Genomic DNA, 21554 nt, shown 5'->3' with positions numbered 1-21554 from the left:
ATGGCCGCGTCCACTACCGAGGAGAGATTCAGATGCCGCACATGCTGTTGATCCATGAACCCGTCGGCCAGCGCGCCGCCCGCAGCGAGCCCGAGGGCCGCGCCCTCTACGAGCGCATGCTGCGCTGGGGCGAGGAATTGCGCAGCCGCGGCCTGCTGCTGGGCGCGGAATCGCTGGCATCGACGGACCGGGCGGCGCGCGTGAGCGTCCCGAACGGCAAGGCGCGCATCGTGGACGGCCCCTTCGCGGAAGCCAAGGAAATGGTGGGCGGCTTCTTCCTGGTGAACGTCGACACCCGCGAGGAAGCGATCGCGCTGGCGCAGCAGTGTCCGGCGGCGGAGTGGGCGACGGTGGAAGTCCGGGGGCTCGCACCGTGCTTTGATCGCTGAGCTCGGCGGCGTGCATGATAAATGGGTCCCCGCCTGCGCGGGGACGACGGTCTCCAGGCCAGCACCGCCAGATACGTCGTTCCGGCGCAGGCCGGAACCCAATTCAGCAGCGCAGTGACGAAAATATCTCGGCCACGATGTCGAATGCCAATCACTCCATTCGTCGTATCCAATAGAAGCCCAAGCGCTTCCCCACGACAAGGAGACCGCCATGCGTTTCATGATCATCGTCAAGGCCACCCCCGACACGGAAGCCGGCATCATGCCCGCTCGATCCCTGTTCGACGCCATGTCCGCGTACAACCAGGAGCTGGCCCGTGCCGGCGTCCTGCTCGACGCCAACGGCCTGCGCCCCAGCCGCGACGGCTGGCGCATCCGCTACGGAGAAGGGGGGCGCAGCGTTACCGACGGTCCCTTCGCCGAAACGAAGGAACTGGTCGCCGGCTACACCCTGATCCAGGTGCGCTCGCGCGAGGAAGCGATGGAATGGTCGCGCCGCTTTCCCAACCCGCACGGCGAATTCGCCAATGCCGAGATCGAGGTGCGCCAGCTCTACGAGCCGGCCGACCTGCCCTCTTGAGGCCCGCACGAAAGGAAAAGAGCATGAAACGGCAGATCGCCCTCGCCTTCCCGGTCGGGGACCTCGAACGCAGCCTGGCCCCCGCGATCTGAATGGACGCCCAGGTCGAACGCAGCATCGCCGCCGTCTGGCGCATCGAATCGGCGAAGATCGTGGCCGTTGTCGCCCGCATGGTGCGCGACGTCGGCCTGGCCGAGGAGCTGGCCCAGGATGCCCTGGTGGCGGCCCTCGAGCACTGGCCGCGCCAGGGCATCCCCGACAATCCTGGCGCCTGGCTCACGACCACGGCCAAGCACGGGGCGCTCGACCGCCTGCGCCGCGACCGCCTGCTGCGGCAGAAACTGGAGAGAATCGGCCTCGACCTCGAAGCACAGGAGGCATTGACCGTGCCCGATTTCGTCGACAGCCTGGACGCTGCCCGCAACGACGTCTTCCAGGACGACCTGCTGCGCCTGATGTTCACCGCCTGCCACCCGGTGCTCTCGCTCGACGCCCGCCTGGCGCTCACCCTCAAGCTGCTGGGCGGCCTGTCCACCCAGGAGATCGCGCGCGCCTTCCTGGTGCCCGAGGCCACCATGGCCCAGCGCATCGTGCGCGCCAAGCGCAGCCTGGGCGAAGCGCGCGTGCCCTTCGAACTGCCGCCGCCGAGCGAGCTGGGTGAGCGCCTGGGCACGGTGCTGGAAGCGGTCTACCTGATCTTCAACGAAGGCTATGCCGCCACCGCCGGCGAGGACTGGATGCGTCCCGCCCTGGTCGACGAAGCCTTGCGCCTGGGCCGCATGCTGGCCGAACTGGCCCCCGGCGAGCCGGAGGCACAGGGCCTGGTCGCGCTGATGGAACTGCAGGCCTCGCGCATGGGAGCGCGCCTGGATGCCGAAGGCCGCCCGGTGCTGCTGCTGGACCAGGACCGGGCGCGCTGGGACGGGGTGCTGGTGCGGCGCGGCCTGGCCGCGCTCGAGCGCGCCGCCCGGCTTGGCCTCGCACGCGGCCCCTATGTGCTGCAGGCCGAGATCGCGGCCTGCCATGCGCGCGCCCGCGCCGCCATGGATACCGACTGGCGCGCGATCGCCACGCTGTACGCCGAACTGGCGCAGGTCCAGCCCTCGCCCGTGGTCGAACTGAACCGCGCGGTGGCGGTCGGCATGGCCGACGGTCCCGCCGCCGGCCTGGCCCTGGCCGATGCGCTGCTTGCGGAGGGCAAGCTGGCCGGCTACCACTGGCTGCCGAGCGTGCGCGCCGACCTGCTCGCCAAGCTGGGCCGGGTCGAGGAAGCGCGCAGCGAATTCGAACGCGCCGCCGCCATGACGGCCAACAGCCGCGAACGCGAGCTGTTGCTGGAGCGGGCACGCTCCTTGCGCTCTTGACGTACAAAGCCCCGTGGGCCTGGGGCGCACGAGGCTCCGCTGGGATAGGCTCTTAGCGCACGACGCAGTCGACGCCGCTCTCCTGTGCCGGAGCGGCGCCAGACTGCGGCCCGCCGACACCGGCCCCGGCGTCGAAGGCCGGCGGCGGCACGAACTGGATGTTCGGGTTGCTCGGGACGATCAGCGGCGCCTGGCTCACGCTCGGCACGTAGCCGAACTGGCCGGCCTGGAAGCCGAGCGCGCCGCCGTGGTTGGTCACGACGATGGCGCCATCGGTCACGTTCAGGTGCAGGCCGGGCGGCAATGCCGGTGGCGCGGCGCCCGCGATCGGCGGCGGCACATACTGGGCAACGAAGGTGGTGCCGCGGATGCCGATGGTCGCGGTCGGGGTCTTCAGCGAGAACTTCTCCTTGTTGCGCTTGCCCATCAGGCCGGTGATCGAGCGCAGGCCGCCCTTCACCAGGCTGTAGCTGGCATTGTCGCCCTCCGGCTTGCCCTCGTCGAAGGAAAAATGCTCGACCTTGAAGGTGGTGCCGGGGCGCAGCGTGATCTCGCTGTTGTCGATGAACTTGATCTGCGCATAGGTGTTCTTTTCCGACACCAGGGTGTCGCCGCTCTCGACCTCGGACTTCAGGCCCAGCACCTTGATGCTGCCGTCGGCCTTCTTCGCCAATAGCGGGCCGCTCAGGCGCGCCACCACGCCCGCGACCTGCGCGGACCAGGCCGCGTTGCCGGTCACGAGCAGCGCCGCGAACAGCAGCGCGCCCAGGGCCCGCTTAGTTGCAATACATTTTTGCGACTGGTTTTTCATTCTTTTCTCCAGTGTTCGTGCCTGCCGCCGGAGCGGGCCCGTTCTCCGGTTGCTCGGAAGGCGTGGCGCCCGTACCTGCGCTGCCTTCGCCGGCGCCGGTGCCGGCATTGCCGGCGGGCGGCGCCGCCGCCGGCAGCTTCTCTTGCGCCGGGGTGCGCGAATTGATCAGGTTGATCGTGTTCTGCTGGACCTGGGCCACCGGCTTCTTCGCCTCGCCGCCGCCCTGGCCTGGGGCCGCGTTGAACACGGCGCAGCGCGGGTCGAGCGGGTGGCTGCTGCAGAAGTCCGGTCGCGGCAGCACCGCCTCGCAGCCCTGCAGGTTCGGATTCGCCGCGCACTGCTCCAGGCGCGGCAGGATCGCCGCGCAAGCCTGCCGGGCCGGATCGAGGATGCACTGCTGCATGCTCGGCAGCACCACGCTGCAACCGGCCAGGGCCTTGTTCGCCTCGCACTGCGCCAGGGTCGGCAGGATGCCGGCGCAGGACGGATCGTTCTTGTTGGCGAGGCAGGCATCGAAGACCAGCCGCATGACCTGGGCGCAACCCTCGATGCCCGGGCTCGCCTTGCAGAGCGACAGGGCCGGCAGGCGTTCGCCGCAGCCGGCGCCGCCCGGGTTGGCCACGCAGGCCAGGAACTCGGCGCGTGCGATGACCGGCGCGCAGCCGTACAGGCCAGCATCCAGGCGGCAGGCCGTCAGCGGCGGCAGCGTCTCGGCGCAGCCGGGAGCCGCCGGCGCGGCGATGCAGGCGCTGATGGCCTCGCGTTGGGCGAACACCGGCGCGCAGCCGTAGGTGCCCGGCGTCTTCTCGCAGGTGGCGTAGGACGGCAGCACGCCGCCGCAGCCCGGCGCCTTCGGCGCGGCGATGCACTGGCGGATTTCTTCGCGCCCCATGACCACGCCGCAGCCCAGCCTGCCGGGGTTGGCGCGGCAACTGTCCAGCGGCGGCAGCACCTGGGCGCAGCCCGGGGCATCCGGATTGTCGATGCAGGCGCGGGTGGCCTGTTCGATCACGTTGGCGCAGCCCGGGGTGGCCGGGTTGGCCAGGCAGACGTTCAACTGCGGCGGCGTCGGGTCGGGACGCCCGGTATCGGGACGCCCGGTATCGGGCTGCACCGGATCGGGACGCCCGGCATCGGGCTGCACAGGGTCGGGCTGCTGGCTTCCCGGCTTCGTCTGTACGACTTCCAGCCTGCCGACGACGCTGCCCGCCGGGTAGCTGACCTGGCCGCCGGTCAGGCGTACCGTGCCCGAAGCGGAAGCCACATGCCCGGCCGGGCCGATCGTCAGCGCGCCGTCGTTGGCGGCCAGCAGCGTGACGTTGCCGCTGTCGGTGACGACCTGGCCCTGGATGGTCAAGGGGCTGTGCGTGACCAGGCGGATGTCGCCGCCGCCGGTCCTGACGCCGTCGAGCGGCGCCGTGCCCGGACCGACGGTCAGGCCGCCGCTGCTTTCGATCGAAATCGCGCCCAGGTTGCCGCTGCCTTCCTGGGCCACGTTGCCGACCACGAGGGCGCGGTCGTTCACGATGTTGATCGGCGCGGTGCCGCTGGCCGTGTTCTTCGCGCTCAGCAGGAAACTGGTGCTGGTGCGCAGCGCACGGCCGGCTTCGCCGATGCCGCCGCGCGACTGGATCGACAGGACGTTCGACCTGAGCCCGCCCGCTCCCTTGGCCGATGCCACCTCCGCCACGATCGCCAGCGGCGCATCCACCATGGCGTCGACCTCGAGATGCTCGCCGGCGAGGCTGATGTCGTTGCGCGAAGCGAGGCCGGCGTACTCGCCGATGCTGCCGATGCGCACATTGCCGGTCCAGCGGAAACGCAATCCTGCGCCGCCTGCGCTACCGGTGGCGCGGCCGGCCAGGGTGCCGACCCGGTTGTTGCCCAGCAGGTTCGCACTATTGGCGTCGACCAGCAGTTGCGGCGCGGTCAAGGCCTTGTTCGCCTGCTGGATGTCGCCGCTGGTGCGCAGCGTGATGCGGCTGTTCGCGCTGATGTCGGCGGTAAGCAGCATGCCGCCGCTGCCCGCGTCGATGGCGATATCGCCCGACTTTAGCGCGCCGTCGACGACGACGCGGCCGGCGCCGCCGACAGTGATCTTGCGGCCGGCATCGATTGCGCCGGCACTGCCGACCTGGAACAGGCCGCCAGGCGCGTGCAGGCTGGCCAGGAACTGGCTGGTCGCGCCGTTCAGCAGCACGGGCGCGTTCAGGACCACGCGGCCGGCGGTATCGATGACCAGGTTGCCGCCCAGGCTCAGCGGATCGTCGATCACGACTTCGCCGGTATGGCCGCTGTTGCCGATGTTGATCCCGTAGGCCCCGAAGGCGCCGAGACGGCCGGGCGCCAGCGTCAGGGCGCCATTCACTTCGCCGGCCTTGACGAAGATGCTGGTGCCATGGTCGAAGGTGTTGAAGGAGACGCTCGGCAGCGTACTGCCGATGCCGCCGATCGTGCCGGCCAGCGTCATCCGGTTGGACTTCAGGTCGACGTAGTCCGGACTCGCCAGCTGGCTGTCCGCAAGCAGGTTGATGTGGTTCTTCGCACGCAGGTCGATGCTGCCGGTGGTGGAGGTCACCGCCGCACCGACGGTCAGCTCGTTGCCCGCCTCGGCGCGCACGTCGTGCGGCGTGGTGAGGTTCTGCAGGATCTGCAGGTCGTTGGCGGCCTGCAGCACGATGTCGGCATTGGTGGCGGTCAGCGTGCTCGCCTTGATGTAGGTGGTGTCTCCGGTGGAGACGCCGTCGCCGATGACGATGTTGTCCGGGTCAATCAGCCAGCTGCCATTGCGTCCGCCGGCATTGCCGCCGCCGGCATCCACGCGCAGGCCGTCGAGGTCGAGCCGGCGGCCCGAGGTTTCGACCAGGCCGCCCCGGCCCGCGCCCGCGCCGCGCGCCGAGATGCTGCCGCTGGCCGCGGTGGCGCCGTCCGACCACAGCACGACCTTGCCGCCGTCGCCGCTGCCGGTCGCGTCGGCGCGGATCAGGGCATCCTTGCCCATCGCCGTCTGCTGCGCATTCGGCAGCGCCGGGTTCTTGCCCTGGTAGTCGCCGCCGACCAGCACCGTGCCGCCCTGGGCGGCGCCGCTGGCGTCGACCTGCGCATTGCCGGCCAGGCTGACGCGCTCGCCCAGTATCTGAATCTCGCCGCCCTTGCCGGCGCCCACGGCGCTGGTGACGCTGCCCTGTTCCAGCACGGTTTCCCTGCTGGCCTTGAGGACGATCCTGCCGTCCCGGCCGAGCACCGCGCTGTCGGCGTTGACCACGCCGCGCTGGTTCACCAGGGCGCCGTAGATGCCGATCCGTCCGCCCTGCGCGAGCACCTGGCCCAGGTTGATGGCCGCGTGGCCCGGCGCCGACACCACCACGCTCAGGTCGGGGTTGGCGGAATCGACCAACTGCACGCTGCGGCCGGCCGCCAGCACCACCTCGCCGTTCGGGGCGGTGACGAGTCCGCTGTTCTCGACCTGCGGGGCGATCAGGAAGACCTTGCCGCCGCTCGGGGTCGTGATCGCGCCTTCGTTGCGGATGTTCCCCGCGCCGGGACCGGCAGTGAAGTTCTTGTTCCCGGCCAGGAAGTCGGCATCGCGCATGTCGAGCGTCGAGGCCACCAGACCGTTCACGTCCACGCGTGCGCCCTGCCCGAAGACCACGCCATTCGGGTTGATCAGGAAGACCTTGCCGTTCGACTGCAGCGCCCCGAGGATGCGGCTGGGGTCCTGGCCGACAATGCGGTTCAGCACCGCGCTGTCGCTGCCCTGCTGGACGAAGCGGGTGATCTCGCCCGCGTTCACCGAGAAGCTTTGCCAGTGGATGATGGTGCCCGGCGTGTTCGTGATCGAGAACACCTTGCCGTCCTGGGAGAAGCTCGCCTGGCCGGCCACCACGTTCGGCAGCGTCGGGGCCGCGGCGGTGCTGGCCACGCCGCCGAAGCAGGCGGCGACGCACAGCGCCGCCCGGCTGAGTCGAATAAGTCCGTTCCTCATCACATTCTCCTAGTAGGCCAGGCCAAGGCGCACGTGCAGCCTGTCCTTGTCGGCGCCGCCGAGCGCGCCCTGTTTCACCGCATGGCCGTAATCGAGCTGCAGGCTGGCCGCGCGCCCCGCCGCGAAGCGCAGGCCGAGGCCGGCGCCGGCGATGCTCGTGCTGCGCAGTTCGCCCGGCAGCGCCGCGTTGCGCTTGCCGTAGGCGGCGTCGTAGAAGCCCAGCAGGCGGCACTGCCAGCCGCTGCGGCTGCACAGGTTCGGCGTATACACTTCCAGGTTCAGGCCCAGGCCCGAGTCGCTTGCTAACGCCCGCTCGTCGAAGCCGCGCACGCTGGTCGAGCCGCCGGCGCCGAGCTGCTCGCCCGGCACCAGGGCGTCCGGCGAATACTGGCCGTTGGCCAGCACGCGGCCCAGCCAGCCGCCGGCGCCGATGCTACGGCTGAAGGCGCCGGCCAGGCGCACGGCGCTGTAGCCGGCCCTGGCGCCCGAGCGCGCCGCCGTGAAGTCTTCCTGCGCGCCGCGCGCCCCCCCGGGGATGTTGCGCAGCAGGGTCGCCGAGACGTTGAGGTCGCCCTTGTCCAGCGCCAGGCGGCCGAGGTAGCCGATGCTGAGCGGACGCACGGTGACGTCGTTGCCGAAGTCCTGGTCGAAGAGCATCACGCTGTTCTTGTAGGCCTTCACTTCCAGGCCGGCGATCAAGCGCCCCTCGAGCTCGCGTCCGCCCAGGCTGCGCTTGTCCAGCAGCTTGCCGTAGCGCGCGCCGTAGACCGCGCCGCGCCCGCTCACCGCCAGGTGGAACAGGCCGGCCGTGACCACGCCCGAATCGACGTCCGAATAGCTGGCGTAGAAGTCGAGGGCGGCGCTGCTCGCGTACAGGGGCACGTGGTAGCCAAGGGCCCAGACCGCGACCTGCGAGGGCTCCTCGACCGTGGTGGTGTACTGCAGGCTGCCGACGTGGTCGCGCCCCCACAGGTTCGCATGCTGCAGCACCAGGCCGGCGTGGGTCTTGCCGGTCGCGCCGGCGCCGGTGTTGTCGACGTTGGCCATGACGGTCCAGGGACGCTCGTCGAGCACATCGACGCGCGCATCCACGCTCTCGTCCTGCCCGCCGCCGAGGCTCAGCTTGAGCTTCCTGGCCGGGTTCTCGTTGGCCTGCTTCAGGTTGGCCGAGACATGCGCCAGGTTCGGCGTTTCGCCCTCGCGCAGCGCCGGCAGGCTGCGGCGCACGTTCGCGGTGCTGAAGCTGCCGTTGCCTTCCACCTTGACCCTGCCGATCGGCGTCTGCAGCACCTGCAGGCGCACCGCGCCCCCGACGAGTTCCTGCTCCGGCAGCTGCACGCGGACCAGGCTGTAGCCGCGCGCGTGGTAGAGCGCTTCGAGCGCCTCCAGGGCGCGCTGGACGTCGCCGAAGTCGCGGCCCTTGCCGGTGAAGGGCGCCACGGCGCGCTCGATCTCGGCGGCGCCGAGCAGGGTATTGCCGCTCACCTCGAAACGCCCGATCTCGAAGCGGACGATGTCGTCCGCGCCGGCGGCGGCGTCGGCTTGCTGCCCCCAGGCGCTGGCCACGCCCATGGCGAGCACCGAGCCTGCAAGCAGGCGCGCAAAGCGTTGTATCATCGGATTTGCTTTATAAACTGTTGTTTTTATAAGTTTTTCTTATAAATCGTTGGGTATGCGGTGGCCGAGCGGCAGGCGTGGCCGAGGGCCGCAGTGTAACGAGGTTTTTGTTGCAGTGGAGAAAAACTAAGACAGGAGCAGCAACTTCCCCCTTGCAAAGGGGGAGCTTCCGTTGCTTTAGTGACACATCACTTGGTATCGAAGCGCGTCACCCCATCCCAATCCGGGCCCGGCGGATGGACGCGATAGCCGGCGACGCGCTCCAGGTACAGGGTGTACAGGGCGCGCTGCGGATGGGCGGCGGCGAGGGTCTCGAGCGCGGCCTGCGCGGCATCCCAGCTGCGCGCGCGCACCAGCGCCAGCGCCGCCTCCCACTGCGCCAGTTCGTCCATGACGGCGGGCGCCAGCGCTCCGGGTTTGCCGAGCGGTTCGTAGATCGCGACCGGTTCGCGCTTGCCCTTGACCCGCACCAGGTCGAGCTCGCGGTAGACGAATTCCGGGGCCGCCAGCCTGGTCGCGGCGCCGACCGCGATGCCGACGCCGTAGACCCTGGTGATGCCTTCCAGGCGCGCGCCGAGGTTCACGGCGTCGCCCATCACGGTGTAGGCGCGCCGGATCCTCGAACCCATGTCGCCGACGTGCATGAGGCCGGAATTGAGGCCGATGCCGATCTTCAGTTCCGGCCAGCCGCGCGCCAGGAAGTCGCGGTTCAGGCGCGCGGCGCTGGCCTGCATCAGCAGCGCGGTCGCCACCGCGCGGCTGGCGTGGTCGGCGAAGGCGACCGGCGCGCCCCAGAAGGCCATCACCGCGTCGCCGATGTACTTGTCGAGCGTGCCCTGGTGGCTGGAGCGGATATCCTCGGACATCGCGGTGAGATACAGGTTGATGTACTCGCGCAGCGCCTTTGGCGAGAGGCCCTCGGAAATGGTGGTGAAGCCGCGCACGTCGGCGAACATCACGGTCAGCTCGCGGCTCTCGCCGTCCATGTCGTAGGCGTGCGGGTCCTCGGCCATCTTTTCCACCAGTTCGGGGGCGACGTACTCGCCGAAGCGGGCGACCAGCGCCCTGCCCTTGCGGAACTCGAAGAAGTAGCCCCAGGCGAGGTTCGTCACGAACAGGGCGGCGATCAGGAGCAGGCAGATGAAGAGCTCGAGCACCACGTCCTGTTCGGTGTACATGTAGTAATTGAACCAGCCGCTGGCCGCGAAGGCCGCCGCCGCAAGCAGCACCGACCATGCGGGCGGCAGCAGCGCCAGCGCAATGCTGAGCACGATCCCGACGGCCAGCACCTGGAGCAACTCGATGGCGAAGGCGTTGTACGGCCGCGACTTGAAGCGCCCGTCCAGCATCGACTTGATCAGGTTGGCGTGAATCTCGACGCCGGGGAACTGCGGGTTGACCGGGGTCGCGCGCAGGTCCTGCAGGCCGGGGGCCGAGGTTCCGACCAGCACGATGGCGCCGTCCAGCACCTCCTTGGGCGTGCGGCCCTCGAGCACGTCCACCGCCGACACGTAACGGAAGGCGCCGCCGTCCGGGCCGCCCTTGCCGCGGAACTGCACCAGGTTCGACAAGTGCGCCCCGACGGGCACCCGCGCCGAACCATCGGCGGTGAAGAGCTGGATGTATTCGAGCTCGCCCGCCGCGAGCTCGCTGGCCGACAGCCGGTCCCGGTTGTCCATCATGACCGGTCCCATCGCGCGGACCTCGACATAGGCGGCCAGCGTCGCCAGCGACAGCGTGGGATAGAAGCCATCCCCGATCCGCATCAGGAGCGGCGAAGAGCGGACCACGCCGTCCGCATCGGGCACCGCCGTGAAGATGCCGGCTCGGCGCGCGGCGGCCTGCAGCCGCGCGATGTTCGCTTCGTAGCCGCTGAAGGCATGGGCCGCGACCTGGCGCCCATTCAGGATCTCGGTGGTGAACTCCGGCGCCGGCAGCACGCCCTTGACCTGGTCGTCCGACACGTTGTAGCCGAGCACGACCGGCTTGCCCGCGAGCGCCGCGGCGAACTGGCCGTCGTAGTCGAGCCGGGGCCGCAGCGCATCGAGCTCGCGGCCGAGGCCGGGGACGCCCTTGAGCTCGCGCTGCGCCAGTCCGGCCAGCACCTCATAGCCGGAACTCGTGTCCGGCTCCGGGAAGGACACGTCGAATCCGACCGCGCCGGCGCCGTAATGCTCGGTCAGGCGCGTGACCAGCCGGGCCAGGATGTCGCGGCTCCACGGGAAGCGCCCGACTTCGGTGAGGCTCTTCGAATCGATGTCGACGATGACGATGCGCGGGTCGAGCTCGACCGGCTCGAGGCGCATGCGCATGTCGGACAGGATCGTGTCCTGGCGTTCGATCGCATGGCTCGACCAGGCGCCGTAGACGTACAGCGCCGCGCCGAACGTGAGCAGCAGCCCGAACGCCCAGCGCGCGGCATACCGGGAAAGAACCTGGCGAAGACGCTTCATGGAATCCCGCCGCCCTTACGGCCGGTAGCCCGGGATCGCCGACTCGTCGACCTCGTCGATCTGGTGCGCATCCATGTTCTTGTGCGCGAACTGCAGGTACACGCGCTTGCGCACGAAGATGTCGAACAGGTCCGGGTCGATGTGGCCGTTGAGCGCGAACTTGCCGAGGATGTGCAGCGATTCGGACAGCTTCTTGCCCTTCTTGTAGGGGCGGTCGCAGGCGGTCAGCGCTTCAAAAATGTCGGCGATCGCCATGATGCGCGCCTGCACCGACATCTGGTCCTTCGTCAGGCCCTTCGGGTAGCCCTTGCCGTCCATGCGCTCGTGGTGGCCGCCGGCGTATTCCGGCACGTTCTTCAGGTGCTTCGGCCACGGCAGCGACTCCAGCATGCGCACGGTGACGTCGATGTGGTTGTTGATGATCTTGCGCTCGTCCTCGGTCAGGGTGCCGAAGCGCACGGTCAGGTTGCGCACTTCGTCCTCGCTCAGGAAATCCTGCTCCCGGCCGTCCGGCCCGGTCCAGCGGTAGCCTGCGATGCGGCGCACGCGCTCCTGGTCCGCGGGCGACATGCCTTCGCTGCCCACGTTGGCGTGGCGGATGAACTCACGGTCGGCGCGGATGCGCGCCTGCTCCGAATGCAGGCGGTCCTCGATCGCATCCGGCTCGGCGCCCGGCTCGGCCCGCGCGCGCAGCGCGCGGATCTCGCAGTCGCGCAGCAGCACCTCGAAGCGCGTCTCCACCAGGTGGATGCGGTCGAAGATGGTTTCCAGCTTGGTCGACTTGTCGACCACGTGCACCGGCGTGGTGATCTTGCCGCAGTCGTGCAGCAGGCCGGCCAGCCACAGCTCCTTGCGGTCGGCCTCGGTCATGCGAAAGCCCGCCAGCGGGCCGGCCGAGGTGCCATGCACCGCCTCGGCCAGCATCATGGTCAGCTCGGGCACGAACTGGCAGTGGCGGCCGGTGTAGGGGGACTTCTCGTCGATGCCGATGTTGATCAGGTTGACCAGCGCTTCGAGCAGGTTTTCCAGCTGCTGGATCAGGAGCTGGTTGGTCAGCGCCACCGCCGCCTGCGCCGCCAGCGCCTCGATGAAACGCTGGTCGGTCGGGGTGAAGGCGCGGATGGTCCCGGTCTCCGGGTCCTTGGCGTTGATCAGCTGGAGCACGCCTGCCAGCTCGCCCTCGTGGTCGGTCATCGGCACCGTCAGGATCGACTGCGAATGGTAGCCGAAGGCCGCGTCGAAGGAGCGCATGCCCGAGAAGTTGAACACATCGGCCTTGTAGACGTCCTCGATGTTCACCGACTGGTTGAAGTTGGCCGCGTAGGCCGCCACCGATGCGATGTTCTTGTTCCCGTAGTTGTCGTAGAGCGGCACCGGTGCGATGTCGATCGGCCTGCCGCTCACCCCGCCCTGGCAGATCTCCAGGGTGTCGTTGATCGTGATGTGGAAGCACAGACTCTTGCGGTCCTCGCTCGGGCGGTACAGGGTGCCGCCGTCGGCGTCGGTCATCTGCTTGGCCACCCGCAGGATACGGTCGAGCAGCGCGGCGGTGTCGTGCGCATCCCCGAGCGCCACGCCCACTTCGGTGAGCTGGTGCAGGCGTTGCGCGATCTGGGTGGGATTGAGCTCTTGCATATCGAGTCGGACCGGAAGCGTATGCATATGAATATGCATACGGCAAACTTTTTTGCCGTTTGGTAATTTCTTCGAAGTGTAGCCAGGTTGCGACCCGGTGTATATCCCAGCGATGGGGGGAGGTCGAAAAATGCGGATTTTTGATGCTTTTGGGAACAAAGGCCTTATCATGCTCGGTATTCCAAGAACATAAGAAGTCCGGCTGGGAGTCCCGATGAAATTCCGCTTTTGGGGGGTGCGAGGTTCGATCCCGTCTCCAGGTCCACGCACGGCGCGCTACGGCGGCAACACCACCTGCATCGAAGTGCGCAGCAGCGACGGCACCCTGATCATCCTCGACGGCGGCACCGGCCTGTTCCCGCTGGCCCAGCACCTGCTGGCGCAGGCAGGCGCGCCGCAGTCGGCGCCGGTCCAGGCCAATATCTTCATCACCCACAGCCACTGGGACCACATCCATGGGCTGCCATTCTTCACCCCGCTGTTCGTCAAGGGCAGCCGGGTGCGGCTGCACGGCGCCCACGATCCGATGACCGGCAAGGGCATCGAGCACGTGATGGCGGTGCAACTGCAGAACAGCTACTTCCCGGTCAGCGAAACCGAGATGGCCGCCACCATCGAATACCGCACCCTCGACATCGGCACGCCGGTCGAGGTCGGCGATGCGGTGGTCGACAACGTCCTGATGAACCACCCGGTCACCAACCTGGGCTACCGCATTTCCTGCAAGGGCCGCTCGCTGTTCTTCACCGGCGACCACGAGCCCTGGCACAACCCGCATGCGCCGGGCAGCGCCGCCTTCGACGCTGTCGAAGCGCACCTGCTCGAGCGCCAGCATGCGATCGACGCCGCCATGGCGGGCGTGGACGCGCTGGTGGTGGATTGTTCCTACACCCGCGAGGAATACCCGTCCAGAGCCGGCTGGGGCCACGGCACCTTCGACGCCGCCATCGAGACGGCGCTGCGCGTGGGCGCGCGCGCCCTGTACTGCACCCACCACGAGCCGACCCGCGGCGACGACGAGCTCGAGGCCGCATTCGCCGCCGTCATGGCGCGCTACCGCGAGCGCCTCGGCGGCCTGGAAGTGCGCCTGGCCTTCGAGGGCCTGGAGGTGAGGCTGTAAGGGAAGCGCCGGCGGCCGGCCTCCGGCTGCGGCCACCCGCCATGGGTGATCGCACCGTGGCCAGCGAAAAAGGTCACGATCATCCTGTCATGCCGTTCAGCTAGCAGAAAACACGTCGCTCCGGCGAAGGCCGGAGCCCAGGGCAAGCGCTTCGATAGCACTCGCAGAACCTGGATTCCGGCCTTCGTCAACGTTCATCGCTAACTGAACGCCGTCAAGGACCATCCTGGCCTTTTTGCTGCTTGTTTTTTTCGCTCAGTCCTCGCCGCGGTTCGCCCCCCTCTCGACGAACACCGCCGTCGTGCGCGCCGGGATCGTGAAGCTGCCGTCCGCGTCGCCGTAGCCGGACTTCTTCACCACCGGGTCATCCGAACTGACCTGCACCTGGTGCAGCTTGAACTTGCGCCCCTTGAGCTCGGGGATCGCGATCGTCTTCGCTTCCTTGTCCACGTTGAACAGCACCGCCACGCTGCGGTAGCGCGCGTCCGGGTAGCGGCTCGGCTTTTCGCCGTCGATGTGCATCACCACCAGGCCCGGCAACTGGTCCGGGCCGGTATTGTAGAAGCGCAGGCGCTCCTCGACGTCGCGGGCGCTGCGCAGGCGGAACAAAGCGCTGTCGGTGCGGATCCGGAGCAGGTCCTCGAAAGCGTCCTTCGCCGCCAGGATCGCCTTCGTATCCGGCTTGATCAGCGGGTTTTCCAGCACCGGCGTCATCAGGCCCCAGTTGTCGCGGTTCTTGTCGCTTGACGGCAGACCCACGCCGAAGTTGTTCGACGCGTAGCTGTAGTCCAGGCGGTTGAACCAGTCGCCCGCATTGTAGCTGTCGCGGTCGAGCGACTTGGAGCGCAACAGCTCCTGTCCCGCATGGATGAAGGGGATACCCTGCGACAGCAGCACGATGGCGCTGCCCAGGTTCTGCACCCGCACCCGGTCGGCCATCGAGGTCGATTGCGGCAGGCGGAAGGCGTTGATGTCGAACAGGGTCTGGTTGTCGTGCTTCTCGACGTAGTTGATGGTTTCCACCGGGCTGGCGGTGTAGCCGGCGCGCTGGCCGAAGTAGTCGATGTCGGCATTGCTGCGCAGTGAGCCGAAACGGTCGACGAAGCGGTAGTCGCGCAGGGTGCCGGACAGGCCCACGCGCACCAGGTCGGCCAGGCGCAGCGCATCGTCGCGCGACTGCCTTGCGAGCACGTTCGGGTCGTACCACACGCCGTTGATGAAGCCCTGCTGGCTAATCAGGTTTTCGCCGCCGTCGCAGCAGCCGCCGCCGCGCACCGTGTCGCGCAGGCGGTCGTTGAAGGAGCCGATGCCGGTGCCGAACAGGTTGGCCTGGCGCGCCGCCACGAAACGCTGGTCGTTGGCCACCGCGCCGAAGTTCCAGCCTTCGCCGTACAGGTAGATCTCGCGGCCGGCGGCCTTGTTCACGCGCGCCTGCAGTTCCTGCATCACGGCGAGCGGCGCGAAGGTCATGATGTCGAAGCGGAAGCTGTCGACCTTGTACGCGCTGGCCCACAGCGCCACCGAATCGCTCATCAGCTTGGCCATCATGGTGTGCTCGGCGGCGGTGTCGGCGCAGCAGCTGTCGTTCAGGTTGGCGCCCTTGTCGTTCAGGCGGTAGTAATAGGTGGGCACGATCTTGTCGAGGGTCGACAGCGGCCCTTGCTGCGAGGCGCTGGTGTGGTTGTAGACCACGTCCATGGTCACCCGCAGGCCGGCCTCGTGCAGGCTCTGCACCATCTCGCGGAACTCGCGCACGCGCGCGGCGCCGTCGTTGGCGTCCGAGGCATAGCTGCCTTCCGGCGCGTTGTAGTGCACCGGATCGTAGCCCCAGTTGAAGCAGTCGGCATCGCGCACCGCATCGACCGCGGCCTGCTGCGCTTCCGAAGCGGGACCGGCGTCCGGGATCACGGGCGAGACGCAGCCGGCTTCGTTGACGCTGGCGATGTCGAACACCGGCAGCAGGTGCACGTGGCTCAGGCCGGCCTTCTGCAGCGACTGCAGATGGCGCATGCCGCGCGAGTTGCGCTCGGCAAAAGCCAGGTACTTGCCGCGGCGCGCGGCCGGGACCGAGTCGTCGTTCAGCGAAAAGTCGCGCACGTGCAATTCGTACAGGGAGATATCGGCCGCATGGGCCAGCGCCGGGATCCGGTGCTTGTCCCAGCCGCGCGGTTTCAGTTGCTCGCTGTCGAGATTGCCGAGGTAGCTGCGCGCGCTGTTGGCGTTCAGGCTCACCGAGTAGGGATCGGTGACGGTATTCGTCACCAGCGTGTTGTTGGCCCAGCGCGACAGCACCTTGACGGTATAGGTGTAGTAGGCGCGGTTGGTCCAGGCGGCGCTTGGGGCGGTATAGCTCCACACCCCGCTGGCGGCATCGAATCGCATCGGCACCTGGGTGGCGGCGGGCGCGTTCGCGTCCGGATAGATGTCGAGCGTCACCGACTTGGCGGTCGGCGCCCACAGGCGGAAGGTCGGCACCCCGGCGCCGTTGAAGCTCACACCGAGCTGGGTATCGGCCGCGCGGGCGGCGAACACCTCGTCGAGCATGCCGGCGGTCTGCAGCGAGGTCACCTGCACCAGCTTGCCGCCGGCGTCGAACTGGGCGATGGCGAACTGCGCGCTGGCCAGCTGGGCGGCCCTGGCCGCATCGGGCGGCGACAGCGCCAGGCCGGTGCTGCCTGCCAGGTGCGGGAATTTCGCGCGCACGGATTCCGGCAAGGGGGCCAGGCGCAGGTCCATGCTGCCGTCGAAGCCGGTGACGCCGGCGGCGCCCGAGCCCAGGCCGCCGTTGGCGGCGTAGTACAGCTTGTAGCTGCCGTTGGCCGGGGCGCCAGGCCAGGCCAGGGTGGCGGCGCCCAGCCAGTGTGCGCTGGCCTGGGTCAGGCTGCCGTAGCTGAGCGCGGGCGGCGCGGTGTAGATGCTGCAGTCGCCCTCGAGCAGCCAGATCTCGTGGCCGCGGCTACCCACATCGGCCGGCAGCGGCGCGCCCTGGTCGGCGCCGCAGTTCTTGGTACCGCTGCCGTCGGTGACGAGGAACCACAAGGCGCTCTTGCCGGGCGCCAGCGGGATATCGACCCAGCCGCCGAAATCGTCGCTCCCGGTGAACATGAAGCGGTCCGTGATCCAGGCCGAGCTCGGGTTGAGCGGGCCGTCCCACGAGTACACGCCCCATTGGCCCGCATCGTTCTGGACGCGGCGGAAATGGATGCGGATCGTCCCGGGCGCGACCGCCGCGGCGGCGCTTGCCGCCGGCTGCTGGGCCAGGGCGTTGGCCGCTGGAAGGCCGGCGCCGGCCATGGCCGCCAGCACCCCGCACACGGCCAAGCCGAGCCGCATTCTTGAAGTCAAACTACCTCTCATGCGCATGATGTCCCCTTTGTCATTGTTTTTAAACGCTGATTACCTGGGCAGCGAGGCCGCAAGCGGCAGCGGTGGCGGGCGCCACCGTGTAATATTACTACCAGCGTTAGTAAAAATGTAAAGGAACGCGCAAGAAATTCTCAGGCTCGCGGCCCCGGCCAGGCGTGGGCGGTGGGCCGGCGGTATTCTTCCGGGGGAACCGGGCGCGAAAAGAAGTAGCCCTGTCCCTCGTCGCAGCCGAGGGTCTGGAGCAGCCGCATCTGCCCCTGGCTTTCGATGCCCTCGGCCACCACCCGCATGCCGAGCGCGTGCGCCATCGCGATCATGGAAGCGATCAGGGTGTCGCCCTCGGGGTGTTCGATGCGCAGCACGAAGGCACGGTCGATCTTGAGCACGTCGAAGCGCAGCTTCTGCAACTGGGACAGCGACGAGTAGCCGGTGCCGAAGTCGTCGATGCACAGCTTGATGCCCAGTTCGCGCAACTGGCTGAACACGGCGGACTCACCGATCCCTTCCTGCATCATCGACGATTCGGTGACTTCGATTTCCAGCAGCGCCGGATCGACGCCGTGGCGCGCGGTCGCGTCGCGGAACTGCGTCATCACGTCGGACTGGCTGAACTGGCGCGGCGAGATGTTGACCGAGACCGGCACCGGGGCCGTGCCCTCGCGCGCCCAGATGGCCAGCTGGCGGCATACGCCGTCGATCACCTGCTCTCCCAGCTGGACGATCAGCCCGGTCTCTTCGAGCAGCGGAATGAAGCGGTCCGGCCCGGTCAGTCCCTGCCCGGGACGCTCCCAGCGCACCAGCGCCTCCATGCTCGACGCGCTGCCGGTGGCAAGGTCCACGCGCGGCTGGTAGTGCAGCACGAACTGGTGCTGGTCGAGCGCGCGCCGCAGCTCCACCTCGGTCTCGAGGCGGGCGCGAATCGCCTCGAAGAAGCGCGACTGGAAGAAACAGAACCCGCCCTTCCCTCCGGTCTTGACCGAGTACATCGCGATGTCCGCGTTCTTCAAGAGGGTCTCGGCATCCTCGCCATGCTCGGGAAACAGGCTGATCCCGATCGAGGCGCCCAGCACGTGGGTCGCATGCTGGACGTGGAAGCCGTCGTGGAAGGCCGCGAGGACACGCGAGGCGACATGCTCGACGTCTTCGCGGCTGCCGACGTGCTCGAGCAGCACCACGAACTCGTCGCCGCCCAGCCGCACCACATGGTCGCGCGGGCGCACCGCCAGCTTCAGCCGCTTGCCGACGGTACGCAGCAGCTGGTCGCCGGCCGCATGTCCGAGCACGTCGTTGACGGCCTTGAAGCCGTCGAGGTCGACGAACAGCACCGCCAGCGCATGGCCGGCGCCGCGCGCCCGCGCGATCGCCTGCGGCAGGAATTGCTGGATCCAGTAGCGGTTCGGCAGGCCGGTGAGCTCGTCGGAATTGCTCCTTCTCTCGAGCTCGGACAAATGCGCCTTGGATTCGCTGATGTCGCGGATCGTGACCGCCAGGTCGCCGTCGGCGCGCACCGCCTTGTAGCGGATCCAGCGGGCCTGCAAGGGCTGGTCCGGCGCCGGCGTCACCGGCAGTTCGCGATCGTAGATTCCGGCCTCGAGCGCCTGGCACAGCCGATCGCAGGCCTTGCGCAGCAGTTCGCCCTGGTAGAACTCGGACAGGCGGTGCCCGATCAGTTCCTCCGCCTGCTTGCCGAACATGGCGGCCCCATGCTGGTTGCAGTCGACGACGGTGAAATCGCGGATCACGCCATGGCGGTCGCGCACCGGCCGATTGATGAAGAAGCCGTCGCCGGCGTCCTCGGTGGCCAGGCGGTAGGTGGAGCGGATCGTCTCGACCTGGTAGCGGCGCCACTTGGCATGCACATAGACGCCGGTGGCCAGCAGCGCGGCCAGGACCAGCCAGAGGGTGTTCCACCAGGCGTTTTCGATCTGCACCGCCCGATGGGCGCCGTAGGCCGCGAGCGCCGTTTGCTTGTCGACGCCGACGATGCCGATCAGGTCTTGTCCGGGAAACGGACGCCAGCCCACCACCCGGGCACGCCCGTCGGCAAACCAGCGGCGTGGATCGGGCGAGGCCACGCCGGACGCCTGCCCCTGGGGCAAGGGCGACAGCAGGAAAGGCTGCGTGAACGAATGCACTTTCGCGCCGGTACGGCTGGCAAGGATCACGCCATCCTTGCGCATGACGGCCACGAATCCGTACTCCCCCAGGATCGGCTCGGCATAGTGCTGCACGACGTAGGAAGGCAGCACGGAAATCTGCACGATGCCATCGAAGCTGCCGTCGGGCGCGAAAATCGGACGCGAGAGGGCAATCACTTCGCGGTTCGACAGGCGGCCGTGGAAAGGATTGCTGAGATAGAGCCGGTCGACGCCGCTGTCGCGTTGCGCGATGAAATAGGGACGGTCGCCGGCATTGGTGCCGATACTTTGCGGATGGGTACTGGTCACGACCACGCCGTTGCGATCCATCACGGCGGCCGTCGATACGTATTGCCGGGCAAACGCTCCCGCCTCGAAACCGCCCGCCAGGCTTGCGCGCCGGCCGGAATCGTTCCAGATATGGCGCAACAGCAGCAGCAGGCGGTCGATGTCGGCGAGCGCACGCTGCGTACGGGTGACCATGCTTTGGGTATAGGCGTCGACCCGGTGTGCGAGCTCGGCTTCACGATCGCGCCGCTCCTGCCCGAGGTCGAGCAGCACGAAACTCCAGAGCGCCACCGCGGCGCAGGCCGCGATGGCCGGCCAGAGGAGCAAGAGGGCCACGTGCCGGCGCATGAAGGTCCACAGCGGACGCAGGGCGTCGATCGCCCGGAGACCGGTCGCGGTTCCAGACGGCATTGCCTTGTCGGGTCGAGGATTCACGGCGCATGCACGGAGACGGCGGCAAGCCAGTATAACCCCGTGACATCATGCGCCGGCCTGGGGCTGCGCATCGGTGCGGGGCGAAGCAGCCAGTCGCAGGGTAGAACGGGCACGCGGACGCGCCGCTGTTGTATTTTCAGCAAATCAAATTCGATAAATTTATTGGGCAAGGCATCACAAAACCGTAATATCCCAGAAGAAATGAACGTTAACAATAGTTAATTATGTTCCGTCCGCCTTCCCCTACTCGGAGCTTGCCCATGATCGCTCGTCGTTCCATCGCTCTCGCCGCAGTCATGTCGTGTTGCGCCAGCCAGGCGAACGCGGGGCCGCTGTCCGCCACCGACATGCTGCAGCACTTCAACGTCGTCGTCAGCGGTAACCTGAACTCGACCTCGCACGTCGATGGCCGTACCTATGTCGGCGGCAATGTGAGCGGTGGCGAGTATGTGCAGCATCCAGGCAGGACGGCCCCGTCGAACTATGCCGGCCTGACCGTTGGCGGCAATGCCGGCGGCAACGTGAAAGTGAACGGCCTGGGTGCCGTCGTCGGCGGCAATGCCAGCGGCGTCAACGTCAACGCCGGCGAAAGCCATGTCGGCGGTACGGCATCGCACTCCAGCTTCAACGGCAACGTCTGGGTCGCCGGCGCCGCTTCCAACGTGAACTTCGGCCAGAAGATCCACGCCGCCAGCTACAGCGGCATCAACCTGAACGGCAAGGTGCTGGACGCGCCCACCGGCACCATGGACAGCACGCTGGCGGCGTCGGCCTCCACCGATTTCTCGTCGGTGCTGGGCAGCCTGTCCACGCAATTGTCGGCACTGCAAGCCACCGCCGGGACCTCTGTCCTGTTCAGCAACAACGACCAGCGGGTCACCTTCTTCGGCACCGCGGTCGACGGCCTGCTGGTGTTCGACCTGACCGCGCTCGACAGCAAGATTTTCTCGTCGACGACGACCGACCTCAGTTTCAGGCTGAACGGCGCCAGTACGGTCATTTTCAATACGGACGACAAGACGCTCAATCTCAGCGCGAACTTCGACGAGGCGCGAAGCCTGGGCAGTTCGCTGATCTGGAATTTCGCAGGCGCCCAAAGCGTGACCGTCGGCCGCAGCTTCGGCGGCCAGGTGCTGGTGGCGGACGGCACGTTCAGCAACACCGGCGGCACCAACGTCGAAGGCGGCGTGTACGCCAAAAACCTGAATCAGTATGGCGAGATCCACGCGCAGGCATTCACCGGATCGCTTCCTTCGACAGCGCAGGAGGGGGAATCGGTGGCGGTGCCGGAACCGGCCAGCCTGGCACTGCTGCTGACCGGCGTCGGAATGATCGGCTTCGTGGGCCGGCGGCGCAGGACCCACTGACGACGA

Annotated in this window: 12 protein-coding genes; 5 read left to right on the top strand and 7 right to left on the bottom strand. The window is 68.1% G+C overall.

The genetic code is table 11. From position 1 onward, the window contains the following. Nucleotides 1-32: 32 nt before the first annotated feature. The 3 genes from ACK4S9_RS15940 to ACK4S9_RS15930 all read left to right on the top strand — a co-directional run bounded on the left by ACK4S9_RS15940 (nucleotide 33) and on the right by ACK4S9_RS15930 (nucleotide 2333). A complete protein-coding gene (locus ACK4S9_RS15940; RefSeq protein WP_409727380.1) occupies nucleotides 33-389 on the top strand; it encodes a YciI family protein in 357 nt (118 codons plus the stop codon). A 211-nt stretch (nucleotides 390-600) separates the two neighbouring features. Beyond that, on the top strand, nucleotides 601-969 hold the full coding sequence (locus ACK4S9_RS15935) for a YciI family protein (RefSeq protein ID WP_409727377.1): 369 nt from the start codon (nucleotides 601-603) through the stop codon (nucleotides 967-969). Between the two features lie 92 nt (nucleotides 970-1061). After that, a complete protein-coding gene (locus ACK4S9_RS15930; protein WP_409727374.1) occupies nucleotides 1062-2333 on the top strand; it encodes an RNA polymerase sigma factor in 1272 nt (423 codons plus the stop codon). A 52-nt stretch (nucleotides 2334-2385) separates the two neighbouring features. Here ACK4S9_RS15930 and ACK4S9_RS15925 read toward each other — a convergent pair whose 3' ends face one another. The 5 genes from ACK4S9_RS15925 to ACK4S9_RS15905 form a co-directional block, all read right to left on the bottom strand. After that, entirely contained in the window at nucleotides 2386-3144 is a 759-nt protein-coding gene (locus tag ACK4S9_RS15925) for a FecR domain-containing protein (protein WP_409727371.1), read from the bottom strand. Next, on the bottom strand, nucleotides 3110-7129 hold the full coding sequence (locus ACK4S9_RS15920; protein ID WP_409727368.1) for a filamentous hemagglutinin N-terminal domain-containing protein: 4020 nt from the start codon (nucleotides 7127-7129) through the stop codon (nucleotides 3110-3112). The genes ACK4S9_RS15925 and ACK4S9_RS15920 overlap by 35 nt, the downstream gene beginning before the upstream one ends. A gap of 9 nt (nucleotides 7130-7138) precedes the next feature. Then, nucleotides 7139-8746: a ShlB/FhaC/HecB family hemolysin secretion/activation protein gene (locus ACK4S9_RS15915; RefSeq protein ID WP_409727365.1), complete on the bottom strand. Its 1608-nt coding sequence runs from the start codon at nucleotides 8744-8746 to the stop codon at nucleotides 7139-7141. A 188-nt stretch (nucleotides 8747-8934) separates the two neighbouring features. Continuing rightward, on the bottom strand, nucleotides 8935-11199 hold the full coding sequence (locus tag ACK4S9_RS15910; RefSeq protein WP_409727362.1) for a CHASE2 domain-containing protein: 2265 nt from the start codon (nucleotides 11197-11199) through the stop codon (nucleotides 8935-8937). A gap of 15 nt (nucleotides 11200-11214) precedes the next feature. Next, the gene (locus tag ACK4S9_RS15905; protein ID WP_409727359.1) at nucleotides 11215-12834 is read right to left on the bottom strand and encodes a GAF and HD-GYP domain-containing protein; all 1620 of its coding nucleotides are present in this window, start codon (nucleotides 12832-12834) and stop codon (nucleotides 11215-11217) included. Between the two features lie 214 nt (nucleotides 12835-13048). Here ACK4S9_RS15905 and ACK4S9_RS15900 point away from each other — a divergent pair, with 214 nt between their 5' ends. Then, nucleotides 13049-13954, top strand: coding sequence for an MBL fold metallo-hydrolase (locus ACK4S9_RS15900; protein ID WP_409727356.1), 906 nt, complete (start codon nucleotides 13049-13051; stop codon nucleotides 13952-13954). Nucleotides 13955-14209: 255 nt separating this feature from the next. Here the strand turns inward: ACK4S9_RS15900 and pulA are convergent, their stop codons facing one another. Both pulA and ACK4S9_RS15890 read right to left on the bottom strand, forming a co-directional pair. Continuing rightward, on the bottom strand, nucleotides 14210-17287 hold the full coding sequence (gene pulA, locus ACK4S9_RS15895) for a pullulanase-type alpha-1,6-glucosidase (protein WP_409727353.1): 3078 nt from the start codon (nucleotides 17285-17287) through the stop codon (nucleotides 14210-14212). 164 nt (nucleotides 17288-17451) lie between these two features. After that, on the bottom strand, nucleotides 17452-20157 hold the full coding sequence (locus ACK4S9_RS15890) for an EAL domain-containing protein (RefSeq protein ID WP_409727350.1): 2706 nt from the start codon (nucleotides 20155-20157) through the stop codon (nucleotides 17452-17454). A 284-nt stretch (nucleotides 20158-20441) separates the two neighbouring features. Between ACK4S9_RS15890 and ACK4S9_RS15885 the strand changes: the two genes are divergently transcribed. After that, nucleotides 20442-21548: a collagen-binding domain-containing protein gene (locus ACK4S9_RS15885; protein ID WP_409727347.1), complete on the top strand. Its 1107-nt coding sequence runs from the start codon at nucleotides 20442-20444 to the stop codon at nucleotides 21546-21548. Nucleotides 21549-21554 lie beyond the last annotated feature (6 nt).

Origin of the sequence: Massilia sp., from assembly GCF_046293535.1 — a bacterium.
Classification (GTDB): Bacteria; Pseudomonadota; Gammaproteobacteria; order Burkholderiales; family Burkholderiaceae_D; genus Telluria.
Note: the sequence above shows the minus strand (reverse complement) of the source record. Positions and strands in the feature narration are given on the sequence as shown.